This is a genomic window from Thiocapsa rosea, from assembly GCF_003634315.1.
In the GTDB taxonomy this organism is placed as follows: Bacteria; Pseudomonadota; Gammaproteobacteria; order Chromatiales; family Chromatiaceae; genus Thiocapsa; species Thiocapsa rosea.
Map to the genome: position 1 here is coordinate 2,145,504 of NZ_RBXL01000001.1, position 13,717 is coordinate 2,159,220.

Annotated in this window: 9 protein-coding genes; 7 read left to right on the forward strand and 2 right to left on the reverse strand. The window is 64.1% G+C overall.

The genetic code is table 11. The annotated features are described in order from the left end of the window. Positions 1-4: 4 nt before the first annotated feature. Both rbbA and BDD21_RS09550 read left to right on the forward strand, forming a co-directional pair. Entirely contained in the window at positions 5-2,797 is a 2,793-nt protein-coding gene (gene rbbA / locus BDD21_RS09545; RefSeq protein WP_120796981.1) for a ribosome-associated ATPase/putative transporter RbbA, read from the forward strand. Between the two features lie 2 nt (positions 2,798-2,799). Next, the gene (locus BDD21_RS09550) at positions 2,800-3,924 is read left to right on the forward strand and encodes an ABC transporter permease (RefSeq protein ID WP_120796982.1); all 1,125 of its coding nucleotides are present in this window, start codon (positions 2,800-2,802) and stop codon (positions 3,922-3,924) included. 129 nt (positions 3,925-4,053) lie between these two features. Here BDD21_RS09550 and BDD21_RS09555 read toward each other — a convergent pair whose 3' ends face one another. Next, a complete protein-coding gene (locus BDD21_RS09555) occupies positions 4,054-5,010 on the reverse strand; it encodes an IS1595 family transposase (protein WP_120796983.1) in 957 nt (318 codons plus the stop codon). A gap of 258 nt (positions 5,011-5,268) precedes the next feature. Here BDD21_RS09555 and BDD21_RS09560 point away from each other — a divergent pair, with 258 nt between their 5' ends. From BDD21_RS09560 to BDD21_RS09580, 5 genes are all read left to right on the forward strand, one after another. Beyond that, complete coding sequence (locus BDD21_RS09560; RefSeq protein WP_120796984.1) at positions 5,269-6,132, forward strand: damage-control phosphatase ARMT1 family protein; 864 nt, start codon at positions 5,269-5,271, stop codon at positions 6,130-6,132. A gap of 538 nt (positions 6,133-6,670) precedes the next feature. Beyond that, on the forward strand, positions 6,671-8,245 hold the full coding sequence (locus BDD21_RS09565) for an ATP-binding protein (RefSeq protein WP_120796985.1): 1,575 nt from the start codon (positions 6,671-6,673) through the stop codon (positions 8,243-8,245). Positions 8,246-8,900: 655 nt separating this feature from the next. Further along, on the forward strand, positions 8,901-9,464 hold the full coding sequence (locus tag BDD21_RS09570; RefSeq protein ID WP_120796986.1) for a lipid-binding SYLF domain-containing protein: 564 nt from the start codon (positions 8,901-8,903) through the stop codon (positions 9,462-9,464). A gap of 361 nt (positions 9,465-9,825) precedes the next feature. Next, positions 9,826-12,183, forward strand: a complete 2,358-nt coding sequence (locus tag BDD21_RS09575) for a phosphoketolase family protein (protein ID WP_120796987.1) — start codon at positions 9,826-9,828, stop codon at positions 12,181-12,183. Then, positions 12,174-12,908 (forward strand): L,D-transpeptidase, encoded by a 735-nt coding sequence (locus tag BDD21_RS09580; protein WP_120796988.1) that lies wholly within the window; start codon positions 12,174-12,176, stop codon positions 12,906-12,908. Before BDD21_RS09575 ends, BDD21_RS09580 begins: the two co-directional genes overlap by 10 nt. Here the strand turns inward: BDD21_RS09580 and BDD21_RS09585 are convergent. Next, a complete protein-coding gene (locus BDD21_RS09585; RefSeq protein WP_245969496.1) occupies positions 12,900-13,640 on the reverse strand; it encodes a hypothetical protein in 741 nt (246 codons plus the stop codon). The two genes, BDD21_RS09580 and BDD21_RS09585, sit on opposite strands and share 9 nt — an antisense overlap. Between the last annotated feature and the right edge of the window lie 77 nt (positions 13,641-13,717).

Here is a 13,717-nt window from a genome sequence, read left to right on the forward strand (position 1 = left end):
CGGCATGGTCCCGCCGCCCGTGGTCGATCCACCGGGGCGGGATGCATCGGCATCAATCGCCAGTCCGGTCGCCCGCCTGGTCGGCGTCGGTTTGCGCTACGGCAAGGTGGTAGCGCTGGACGATATCAGCCTGGACATCCCGGCCGGGCGCATGGTCGGACTGCTCGGCCCGGACGGTGTAGGCAAATCCAGCCTGCTGGCGCTGCTCGCCGGCGCCCGCGCCATCCAGCAGGGCCGGGTGAGCGCCTTGGGCGGGGACATGGCCAGCGTGCGCCATCGCGGCCGCGTCTGCCCCCGCATCTCCTACATGCCCCAGGGTCTGGGCAAGAACCTCTACCCGACCCTGTCGATCGAGGAGAACCTTCAGTTCTTCGGTCGGCTGTTCGGCCACCCGGCCGCCGAGCGTCGCCGTCGTATCGATACCCTGACCGCGAGCACCGGTCTGACGCCCTTCCTCTCGCGACCGGCCGGCAAGCTCTCCGGCGGCATGAAGCAGAAGCTGGGTCTGTGCTGCGCCCTGATCCACGATCCGGACCTCTTGATCCTCGATGAGCCGACCACCGGCGTCGATCCGCTCGCCCGCGCGCAGTTTTGGGATCTGATCACAGGGATCCGAGCCGAGCGGACCGGCATGAGCGTGATCGTGGCCACCGCCTACATGGACGAGGCAGAGGGTTTCGACTGGCTGGTGGCGATGGATGCCGGTCGCGTCTTGGCCACCGGCACGCCGGCCGAGCTGCTGGCGCGCACCGGCAGTGATTCGCTTGACGCGGCCTTCATCGCGCTGCTGCCGGAGGACCGGCGGCGCGGTCATCGCGCCGTGACCATCCCGCCGCTCACCGATGCAAGTGAAACGGACATCGCAATCGAGGCGAACGATCTCACCATGCGTTTCGGCGATTTCCTCGCCGTCGACCATGTGAGTTTCTCGATCCGTCGCGGCGAGATCTTCGGCTTCATCGGCTCCAACGGCTGCGGCAAGTCCACCACCATGAAGATGCTGACCGGCTTGCTGCCGGCCAGCGAAGGCAACGCGGCCCTGTTCGGACAGGCGGTCGACCCCAAGGATATCGCCACGCGCCGGCGCGTGGGCTACATGTCGCAGGCGTTCTCGCTCTATTCGGAGCTCTCGGTGCGCCAGAACCTGGTGCTGCATGCGCGCCTGTTCCAGGTGCCCGAGGCCGAGATCCCGGCGCGGGTGGAGGCGATGATCCAGCGCTTCGGCCTAGTCGAGGCGGCTGACGCGCTGCCCGACAGGCTGCCGCTGGGCATCCGTCAGCGTCTCTCGCTGGCCGTGGCGATGGTGCATCGCCCCGAGCTGCTGATCCTGGACGAGCCCACCTCGGGCGTGGACCCGATCGCGCGCGACAGCCTCTGGCAACTGATGATTGACCTGGCGCGCCGAGATCAGGTCACCATCTTCATCTCCACCCATTTCATGAACGAGGCCGGGCGCTGCGACCGCATCTCGCTGATGCATGCCGGGCGGGTGCTGGTCACCGATGCCCCGGCCGAGCTGGTTCGCCAGCGCGGGGCGGCGACGCTGGAAGCGGCGTTCATCGGTTATCTGGAAGACGCCGGCGCGCGTGGCGAGGCGGCAGCCCCGCCTGTCATAGCGGCCCCATCGGTTTCAACGATTCCAGCGGCCGCCCCCCGCGCGCGCCCTATCCCCTTCAGCGTCGGGCGCGCCTGGAGCTACGGCCTGCGCGAGACGCTGGAGCTGCAACGTGACCCGGTGCGGGCCGCCATGGCGTTGCTCGGAACGGCGATGCTGATGTTCGTCTTCGGCTATGGTATCAGCCTGGACGTGGAGGATCTGAGCTACGCCGTGCTCGACCGCGACCAGACCGGTTTGAGTCAGAATTACGCGCTGAACCTGTCCGGCTCGCGCTACTTCGTCGAACGCCCGCCGATCCAGGACGATCACGACCTCGACCGGCGCATGCGCGCCGGCCAACTCGCGCTCGCCATCGAGATCCCACACGGCTTCGCGCGCGACATCGGGCGCGGTCACAGCGTGCAGATCGGCGCCTGGGTCGACGGCGCCATGCCGGTGCGCGCCGAGACGGTGCGGGGCTATGTGCAGGGGATGCACCAGGGCTGGCTGCTGGAGCAGGCGAAAGAGCGGCTCGGTCAGGATGCCGCGATCAGCCCGGCCACGATCGAGACACGCTTTCGCTACAACCCGGACGTGCGCAGCCTGCCGGCGATGGTGCCGGCGGTCATCCCCATGCTGCTGCTGATGATCCCGGCGATGCTGACCGCGCTCTCGGTCGTACGCGAGAAGGAGCTGGGTTCGATCATCAATCTCTATGTCACCCCAGTCACCCGCAGCGAGTTCCTGCTCGGCAAGCAGCTCCCCTACATCCTGCTGGCGATGCTCAACTTCGCCCTGCTGACGCTGCTGGCGGTCACCGTCTTCGGGGTACCGGTGAAGGGCAGTCTCTTGGCGCTGACGGCGGGGGCGCTGCTCTTCGTGACCTTCTCGACCGGCTTCGGGCTCTTCGCCTCCACCTTCACGCGCAGCCAGATCGCGGCCATGTTCGTGACCATCATCGGCACCATCATCCCGGCCATCCAGTTCTCCGGCATGTTGAACCCGGTGTCCTCGCTCGAAGGCGTGGGTCATGTCATCGGCCAGTTCTACCCGGCCGCACACTTCCTGACCATCACGCGTGGCGTCTTCAACAAGGCGCTGGGCTTCGCCAGTCTTGAAGCCTCCTTCTGGCCGCTCGCGTTGGCGGTGCCGGTGATCCTGCTCCTGTCGATCGTGCTGCTCAAGAAGCAGGAGCGCTGAGGATGCCGCATCTCGCCAACATCTACCGCCTGGGCATCAAGGAACTCTGGAGCCTGGCGCGCGACCCCATGATGCTCGTCCTGATTGCCTACACCTTCACGGTGTCCATCTATGTCGCGGCCACGGCGATGCCGGAGACGCTGCACAAGGCGCCCATCGCCATCGTCGACGAGGACGGCTCGCCGCTGTCGATGCGCATCGCGAGCGCCTTCTATCCCCCGCGCTTCGATCCGCCGGCGATGATCGGCCTCTCGGAGATCGATGCCGGCATGGATTCCGGCGACTTCACCTTCGTTCTGGACATCCCGCCGGACTTCCAACGCGACGTGCTGGCCGGGCGCTCGCCCGCGGTCCAGCTCAACGTCGATGCCACGCGCATGAGCCAGGCGTTTACCGGCAGCGGTTTTGTCCAGCAGATGGTGCTGGGCGAGGTCGGCGAGTTCGTGCAGCGTTACCGTGGAAGCGCGGCCCTGCCGGTCGAGCTGGCCCTGCGTACCCGTTTCAATCCCAACCTGGAACACGCCTGGTTCGGCGCGCTGATGGAGATCATCAACAACGTCACCCTGCTGTCGATCATCCTGACCGGCGCGGCGCTGATCCGCGAGCGCGAGCACGGCACTATCGAGCATCTGCTGGCGATGCCGGTCACGCCTGCCGAGATCATGCTGGCCAAGATCTGGTCGATGGGTCTGGTGGTGCTGCTGGCCGCCGGCTTGGCGCTGGTGCTCGTCGTTCAGGGCGTGCTGAGCATCCCGATCGAGGGCTCGCTGGCGCTCTTTCTGGTCGCCGCCACGCTGCATCTCTTCGCCACCACCTCGCTCGGCATCTTCATGGCCACCCTGGCGCGCTCCATGCCGCAGTTCGGGATGCTCGCGGTGCTCATCCTGCTGCCACTGCAACTGCTCTCGGGCAACTCCACCCCGCGCGAGAGCATGCCCGAGCTGGTGCAGACCCTGATGCTCGGCGCACCGACCACGCACTTCGTCACCGCCGCCCAGGCGATCCTCTACCGCGGCGCCGGCCTCGACGTGGTCTGGCCGCCGTTCCTCGCGCTCGCCGCGATCGGCGCGGTGTTCTTCGGCATCGCGCTGATTCGCTTTCGCCGGACCATCAGCGCGATGGCCTAAACCGCGTCCAGAGCGAGATGCTCATCTTCGAGTGAGTTCGACATTTGGTCCATCCACTGTTCTTGGCGGAGACGCGGTTTAAAATGATATATTTTTTGGTGATTAGCGTCGTGCCTCAGCCAGAGCATTTCACGCCGTGCGGACGGCGCCCTGGCGCAGCCATTTCTCGGGGCTGGGCGGGGTGCGGACGCTGGCATGGAGGAGTCGCCCGACCAGCGAGGGCAGATCGAACCGGCGGTTCAGGCGATACTGCGCCTCGGCGAGGTAGCGCGCCAAGTACTTGTGGACGTTGACGTGGTGATAGGTGCCCCGGATCGCGGTCTTGAGGTTGGAGATGACGGTATTGACCCAGCGGAACGCATCGATCTCGCTGGATTTGCGCGGGCTGACCACGATCGCCCCGTAGGCGGCGACTTCTGCCCCGGCGCAGCCGAGGCTCGCGAAGGCGTCGGTGACGAGGTGTGCGTCGGGATCCAGCGCCTTGCGCACCCACGCGCGCAGCGTGTCGCCCTTCAGATCGGGGAGCGGGTCGAAGCGCACGTGTCGGGGATGACCGTCGTCGCCGACTTCCACCGCGGCGATGAACACGGCCTTGCCTTCGGCGCCGCGTCCGCGTTTGCCGCCGCGGCGCTTGCCCCCGACGACGGCGTCGTCGGCAACAACCACGCCGGTGAGGAGGCGACCGGACTCGCGCTCGGCCATGGCTTCGAGGAGTTTGTGCTTGAGCCGCCAGGCGGTGCGATAACACACGCCGAGATGGCGTTTGAGCGACAGTGCCGAGAGGTTGTTCTTGTTCTGCGTCACCAGGTACATGGCTTGAAACCATTTGGTCAGCGGCAGCTTGGAGCTCTCGAACAGGGTCCCGCACGTCAGCGAGGTCTGCACCCGGCACTGCGCGCACTGCCAGTAGGTGCGCCCGTCGGCGTGGAAGCGACTGTGCGAGGTGGCTCCGCAGTGCGGACAGACGAACCCCTGCGGCCACCGCGACGCCTCCAGGGCCGCCGCGCACTGGGCTTCGGTGCCGTAGCGTGCGAAGAAATCGTCCAGGGACATGCCCGGCTGGAATTGAATCGGGTTCTGCGGCATCGCCGTCGGCCTCGCTGCGGTTGGAGATGCCTGTAGTGTGCGCCGGGGGGTGGCTCAATCCGTGAGCCTGCCGGCTCGAAAATCGCTGGCTGAGGGACGACGCTAATCACCTATTTTTTAATAACCTAAACCGCGCCAGCTCCAGCGGTCGTCAAGTTTGCCGGGGCGGATCCCATCCAAAAACACCGCAGACCGCGCCGGGCGCGGTTTAGCTTCGATCCTGCAACGGGAAACACCAATGATTCGGACGATTGCGCAATGAAGACCTATCTCGACTGCTATCCCTGTTTCCTGCGTCAGGCCCTGAGCGCGGCCCGCCAGGCCGAAGCCTCGGTGGAGCTGCAACGTCACATCCTGCTGGAGACCATGGACCAGCTCCGCGCCCTGCCGGCGTACGCAACGCCGCCGGTGATGGCCGAGATCATCCACCGAACGGTCCGGCGCGAGACGCACACGCCCGATCCCTATGCGCGGAGCAAGCGGGACGCCACGGCGCAGGCCATGACACTGCTGCCGGGATTGCGCGAGCGCGTGCGCGAGGCCCCGGACCCACTGGAGACCGCCGTGCGCATCGCCATCGCCGGCAACATCATCGACGACGGCATGGCGGAACCCTTCGACCTGGAAGCGAACCTGGCGCGGGTCCTCGAACAACCCTTCGCGATCGACGGTTTGGCGCGCTTGCGCAAGGCGCTGAAGGACGCCGATAGCCTCCTTTACCTGGCCGACAACGCCGGTGAAACGGTCTTTGACCGCGTGCTGATCGAGTTCCTCGCCCTGCCGGTGACCTATGTCGTCAAGGCCGGTCCAGTCATCAACGATGCAACCCGCGAGGACGCCCTGTCTGCAGGTCTGGACGTCGTCAGTCACATCATGGATAACGGTTCGGATGCGCCCGGCACCGTCCTCGAGCATTGTTCCGCGGCGTTTCGCGAGCAGTTCGCACGGGCGTCGCTGATGATTGCCAAGGGCCAGGCGAACTACGAGACACTCAGTGGGATCCAGGCGCCGGTGTTCTTTCTGCTCCAGGCGAAGTGTCCGGTCATTGCCGACGATCTGAACGTGCCGGTCGGCAGCGTTGTGCTCAAAGCACCGGTGGATACCGACGCATTCCTAAGGTGATTTCCGGGAAACAACATCCCAACTGCGCAAACGATGGGTTGGAAGTGACGCCAACGGTCGTCGCGCAGCAGCGACACCCCCGGGATAGACGACGTGCAGTCGTCCTCTTCAGCCGGCCCGACGGCCCGCGAGGTCGCGGTCAACGCGACGCACGCGAGAGCCGCGCCGAACGTGCTTCGGCACCGGTGTCCGTTGTGCTCATCCGTTCTCGATTATCCTCTCCTTTCAGGTTTTGCCTGACGCGACGGTCGTGCGCGCGAGGCCCGTGGAAGAGGACGACTGCACGTCGTCTATCCCGGGGGCACGCCGCTTCGCGACGTGGCTTCCGACCGATCGGATGTGCGAGGAAGGATCGGTTCGTCCGGAATCCGACAACGACAACGACAACGACAACGAGTAGACCCTTCGACGACTGACCTTGGCTCCGACTCTTTCGGTAGATCCTTTCCCTGAAATCACCTAGGGCATCGTCCAGGTGAGCGATGCAGCAAAACCCGCATGCTATGCTCGGGACATGCCGTCGCCCGCGAGGTGCCCGATGCGTTTTTTCACCACCGAAGGCCCCGTTCGGCCGGAGGATCACTACAGTCTGCCGCCGCTCGAACGCTGGGATCTCGACGAAGTCCTCCGCCTGATCGAGCAGAAGAAATACTTCCTGCTCCATGCCCCGCGCCAGACCGGCAAGACCACCTGTCTGTTGGCGCTGGCCGAGTATTTGAACCGCGCGGGCCGCTATCGGGCGGTCTATGTCAATCTGGAGATTGCCCAGACCGCGCGCGAAGATGTGGCGCGCGGCATGCGGGCCATCTGCGGGGCCATCGGCGCCGCCGCGCGGCGTGATCTGGGCGAGGAACGGCTCTACGCCTGGACCGAGGAGGTCTGGCCGGCGCACGGGGCCGAGGGTGTGCTGAACGCCTTGCTCGAACGCTGGTGCCTTCGCAGTCCACAGCCGCTGGTGCTGCTGCTCGACGAGGTCGATGCCCTGATCGGCGACACCCTGATCTCGCTGCTGCGCCAGGTGCGCGCCGGCTATACCCAGCGCCCGGAGGGCTTCCCGCAGACCGTAGTCCTATGCGGCGTGCGCGATCTGCGCGACTACCGCATCCACGCCAGCTCCGAGCGCGAGGCCATCACCGGCGGCAGCGCCTTCAACATCAAGGCCAAGTCGCTGCGGCTGGGCGATTTCAGCGCCGACGAGGTGCGGACCTTGCTGCTGGAGCATACCGCCGAGACCGGGCAGGTCTTTACCCCCGAGGCGCTGGACCGGGTCTGGGAACTCACCCAAGGCCAGCCCTGGCTGGTCAACGCGCTGGCTTATCGCGCCTGCTTCGAGTTTCCCGAAGGACGCGATCGCACTCAGCCCATCACCTTGGCGCTGATCGACCGGGCCAAGGAGGCGATGATCCTGGAGCGCGTCACCCATCTCGATCAACTCGCCCACAAATTGCAGGAGCCACGGGTGCGGCGGGTGATCGAGCCGATGCTCGCCGGCACGCTGCCGGGCGAAGCCTCCGAAGACGACCGCCAGTATCTGGTGGATCTGGGGCTGCTGCGCCGCGACGGCGCGGGTGGGCTGGTGGTCGCCAATCCCATCTACCGTGAAGTCCTGCCGCGCGCCCTGGCCAGCGGACCGCAGGACTCCCTGCCGCGCATCGCCCCGACCTGGCTCACTGCCGACGGCAGCCTCGATCCCGCCGCGCTGCTGGATGCCTTTCTCGCCTTCTGGCGCCGGCACGGCGAGCCCTTGCTGCGCAGCGCGCCCTATCACGAGATCGCCCCGCACTTGGTGCTCATGGCCTTTCTGCATCGGGTGATCAACGGCGGCGGCACCCTGGAGCGCGAATACGCCATCGGCATGGGGCGGATGGATCTGTGCCTGCGCTACGGTGCGGTGACCCTGGCGATGGAGCTCAAGGTCTGGCGCGACGGCGCCCCGGACCCGCTGGCCGAGGGGCTGATCCAACTGGATGGTTATCTGGCCGGCCTGGGGCTGAACAGCGGCTGGCTCGTGATCTTCGACCGGCGCACCGATCAACCGCCGATTGCCGAGCGCACCGCGAGCAACACGGCGGCGAGTCCGCAAGGGCGATGTATTCAGGTGGTGCGCGCCTAAGGCAGCCTGGGCAAACGTGCGTCGATGGCGCCCCACCTACGGCGTTCATAAAGTTCCAAACCACCGCGCTGGCGGGTTTCGGTCCGATGACCTTGGCGCGAGCTGGATGGGTTTCGCTGCGCTCTACCCATCCTACGTTTCGGTTGTTTTTAAATCGCTCCCTAGAGAAAGTTGCCGCTGCAACTCGGCCCATTCGGCGCGCCGCGGCTCGAGGCATGAAGCGCGACGCGGTCAACTGCCGGTTCTAGGATGATCGGCCGGACGTCCCCGCCCCCCGTCGTCTCATTCGTCACCTTCGTTCCAGCAGGCTTCGGCGCCATCAGGTCACCGATCGCCGTGCCGACCGATGCGGGCTCAAAGCGAGAATCGCTTTGTTCGCCAGCGAACAGAACTTGCGCAAACTTCGGCCTAGTCTAGTCACTGTCATTCGGAAGGATCCGATGTTGTTTAGCCCTGGACCCGGTTTAGGTGATTGCCGGGAAAGGCTCTGCCGGTGTGTAGGGGCGAAAGAATTCGCACCTACGGGTCTTCCCGGCATGCGCTGTCGGGATGCCTATTCACGGAAATCGCCTTAGACAGATCGCCACGACAGTCAAGGACGTCAAGCAGGCTTTACGTTCCTTCCAACCATTGCAGAACGACCGAGGATATGCGCATGAGCAATCTAAGAAACACGATGAAACTCCCCCTTCTTGTTGCGGCTTCCGCGATTTCACTGACGTTTTTCGGCGGCCAGGCGTTGGCCGCAACGGCGGAAGACCTGAATAAAGACGCAGCCACTGCATTAGAGCTCTTGTATCAGACCAATCCGGATGCCGCTACGATCGGCAAGACGGCAAAGGCGATTCTGGTGTTCCCGAATGTCGTCAAGGCCGGACTCGTCTTCGGCGGAAGTTATGGCGAGGGTGTTTTGATGAAGGGCTCCGAGGTCGCCGGCTACTACAATTCCGTATCCGCGTCCTGGGGCTGGCAGGCCGGCGCCCAGTCCTACAGCTACGTCGTCTTTCTCATGAATGACAAAGTATTGAGTTATCTCGATAAGTCGGAAGGATGGGAAATCGGGGTCGGGCCGACCGTGGTGGCGGTGGATGCAGGCGCGGCTAAGAATTTGTCATCGACGACATTAAAAGACGATGCCTACGCCTTCATTTTTGATCAGCAGGGGCTGATGGCCAGCCTCAGTATCGAAGGGACGAAAATTACTCCCATCAAACGTTGAGAGGAGGTGCGCGGTCTTGCCCGCGCGCCGATGATGCCCCCGCTGGCACGCTCTTCATCGCTTCAAGCGACGGGCATCACCTCAATGCCCGTCAGCCAGCGCCGTTGTCTCATGCTTTGCGCTTTTAAAGCGCGTCCCCGCGAGGGGCTGCGGATGCACCCCATGTCGAGCTCACTCGAAAACGAGCATCTCGCTCTGGGCGCGGTTTACAACCCTATGTTCGACAACGCACAGACCGGCGGGCGGTAACGGTATCTACTCTCGACTCCCGGCCGTGCGATTTCCGGCAATCGTTCGCCACGGCCAGGCGGCATCACCCCGAGTGGAATCACCTCGTCACCGCCCATTCAGGAATCAGCGTATGACCACGGCGACCCAGACCCTCGACCCGGAACGGCTGCGCAAGCTCGACGCCTGGTGGCGCGCGGCGAACTATCTCTCGGTCGGACAGATCTATCTCTACGACAATCCGCTGCTGAAAGAGCCGCTTGCGTTGGCGCATATCAAACCGCGCCTGCTCGGCCACTGGGGCACGACGCCGGGCCTGAGCTTCATCTACGCGCATCTCAACCGCGTGATCAAGGACAACGACCTCAGCCTCATCTATATTGCCGGGCCGGGTCACGGCGGACCGGCCATGGTGGCGAACGCCTACCTGGAAGGCACCTACAGCGAGGTCTATCCGAACATCTCGCGGGACGAGGAGGGGATGCGGCGGCTGTTCAAGCAGTTCTCCTTTCCCGGCGGCATCCCCAGCCATGTCGCGCCCGAGACGCCGGGGTCGATCAACGAGGGGGGCGAGCTGGGTTATGCGCTCTCGCATGCCTTCGGCGCGGCCTTCGACAATCCCGACCTGATCGTGGCCTGCGTGGTCGGCGATGGCGAGGCGGAGACCGGCCCGCTCGCCACGAGTTGGCACTCCAATAAGTTTCTCAACCCGATCCACGACGGGGCCGTGCTGCCCATCCTGCACCTGAACGGCTACAAGATCGCCGGTCCCACCGTGCTTGCGCGCATTCCGCGCGATGAGCTTGAGGCGCTGTTCTACGGCTATGGCTACGCGCCCTATTTCGTCGAGGGCGACGATCCCATGACGATGCATCAGCTCATGGCCGCCACGCTCGACATCGCGGTTGCCGAGATCCAGCGCATCCAGAACGATGCACGCGCCTTCGGGTTCGAGACCCGTCCGCGCTGGCCCATGATCATCCTGCGCTCGCCCAAGGGCTGGACCGGCCCGAAGAGCGTGGACGGCAAGGCGACCGAAGGCACCTTTCGCTCCCATCAGGTGCCGATGGCCGACATGCGGCATCCCGGGCATCTGGAGGTCCTGGAAGACTGGCTGAAGAGCTATCGCCCGGAGGAACTGTTCGACGCGACCGGCAAGCTCAAGGCCGATCTGGCGGCCCTGGCCCCGCACGGTGATCGGCGCATGAGCGCCAATCCGCATGCCAATGGCGGGCTGCTGCTGCGGGATCTGCGGATGCCGGATTTCCGAGATCATGCGGTGGACGTGCCCCGGCCGGGTGGCGTGGACGGCGAGGCGACCCGCGTTCAGGGGCGCTTCATCCGCGAGGTGGTGCGGCTCAATCCTCAGACTTTTCGTGTCTTCAGTCCGGATGAGACGGCCTCCAACCGCTGGGACGCGGTGTTCGAGGTGACGGATCGCTGCTCGATCGCGCAGCTCGTCCCCGGCGACGAGCAGGTCGGACCGGATGGCCGGGTGATGGAGATGTTGAGCGAGCATCAGTGCGAGGGCTGGCTCGAAGGCTATCTGCTCACCGGCCGGCACGGCTTCTTCTCCTGCTACGAAGCCTTCATCCACATCGTGGATTCCATGTTCAACCAGCACGCCAAGTGGCTCAAGGTGTGCAATCACATCCCCTGGCGCAGGCCGATTGCCTCGCTGAACTATCTGCTGTCTTCCCACGTCTGGCGTCAGGATCACAACGGCTTCAGCCATCAGGATCCCGGCTTCATCGACCACGTCATCAACAAAAAGGCAGAGGTCATCCGGGTCTATCTGCCGCCGGATGCCAACACCCTGCTCTCGGTGACCGATCACTGTCTGCGCAGCCGCAACTATGTCAACGTCATCGTCGCCGGGAAGCAGTCCGCGCCCCAATGGCTCGACATGGATGCCGCGATCAAGCACTGCACCGCCGGCATCGGCATCTGGCCCTGGGCCAGCAACGACCAGTGCGGCGAGCCGGAGGTCGTCATGGCCTGCGCGGGCGACGTGCCGACGCTCGAAACCCTGGCCGCCGTCACCCTGTTGCGCGAGCATTTCCCCGACCTCAAGGTCCGGGTCATCAACGTGGTCGACCTCATGAAGCTTCAGCCGCCGAGCGAACACCCGCACGGCTTGAGCGACCAGGACTTCGACGTGCTCTTCACCACCGACAAACCCATCATCTTTGCCTATCACGGCTATCCCTGGCTGATTCATCGGCTTACCTATCGCCGCACCAATCACAGCAACCTACATGTGCGCGGCTACAAGGAAGAAGGCACCACCTCGACGCCCTTCGATACGGTCGTCAAAAACGCGCTGGACCGCTTCGATCTGGTCGCCGACGTCATCGATCGGGTGCCGCGACTCGGCCCCAGGGCCGCGTACGCCAAGCAGGCCATTCGCGACAAGCTCATCGAGCACAAGCACTACATCGCCGAGCACGGGGAGGATCTGCCGGAGATCCGGGACTGGACATGGCAATAGAGCAACGAGCGGTACTCAGCCTGTGTTTTGTTGTGTTTGTTTCCGGTTGCAGCACGCATCTGGCAACGGGTACGGACATGGCCGCTCATCGGTCCAACCCGATGTTCAGTGCACACTACTCCGAAGACGCGGATGCCCCGTTCGTGATGCAGCCGAAAACGGCCACGCCAAATGGTGCGAGGCAAGCCAACTTTGCGTCGGAGCGCGCCTCGCACAGGACACGGGATCTGGCAGATTGGGTTGTCGGCTCACGGGACAATCTCGACATGCCGTTCGCGATTGTCGATAAAGTCAACGCCAAGGTTTATGTGTTCGACGTTGACGGAAAGCTGCAAGGAGCAGCACCCGCGCTGCTGGGCCTGGCGCCGGGAGATGACGTCGCCCCCGGCCTCAACGACATTCCGATGGCGCAAATCCCCCCTTCGGAGCGCACGACGCCTGCGGGTCGTTTCGTGGCGGCAATGGGCCGCAATTCCCGTGGCAAGGACATACTCTGGGTGGACTACAAGAATGCCATCTCCATGCATCCGGTGATTACGACCAGACCCGAACAGCGCCGGGCGCAACGCCTGGCCACTCCGTCGCCGCTCGATAACCGTATTTCCTATGGCTGCATCAATGTTCCGGTAGACTTCTTCAAGGATGTTGTCTATGGCGTGTTTTCCGGGACGTCCGGCGTTGTTTATGTCATGCCGGAAACGAGGCGGGTTGGATCATCATCGTAAGGAAGATACCCCTGGCCCGGCGCGATCACGTGGCTGCGTGTTGCAGAGCTCGTCGATCGAATGCGGGGTAGAATTCAGACGTTCGAAAGGCGGTTCCCATGCCTTCTTCTTGGCGATCCAGCTCGGCAAGGGCATGACCATCGGCAGATGGCCGTTCGGGCGAAACCAGGAGTCAATGCTCCAGGGACGTCCACTCTCGGTATCGATCATGACGGCGGTCCAGTGAACCGCAGTGAGATCTAAAAGACTGCGCACTTTTGGCGGTGCGACCGTCCAACCGGCCAGTTCCCCGATATCCCGCAGGATATGCAGATAATTGGTAGTGTTGCTGGCGCTATCGACGCAATCCATCCGCCCCTCAAGTCCCGCCTCGAAATCGTTGATGGCACGGTCGTTGGCCAACAAGGGTTGATACTTTTGTGCCAGCAATTCCATTTGCCAGATGGCGATACGCACATGCTGTAACCGATCGTGCAGACTTGTGCCCGGACAAAGCGCGATATGCCGTTTTAGAAGAGCCATATCGTCGGGTGTGAAGGTGATGGTCTGTCTGCGCGCACAGGACCAGTTAAAGCAAATGCGCAGTACCACGGATCCGTCCGGGTCGATCACGTATTCCGGTGGGAGAGGTCTCGTCACCGACGATTCCTGCGGGTGATCAAAGATCAGCGGTGACGAGGCGACATCAACCAGACCGGTATGGCTGACGAGTATCGTGAAGAAACCGATCACGGCGGGCCGGAAAAGCCTAAACATCACTGTAAGCGTGCGCAACGGCTTGCGACAACGTGAACCTGAAGGGCTTCATG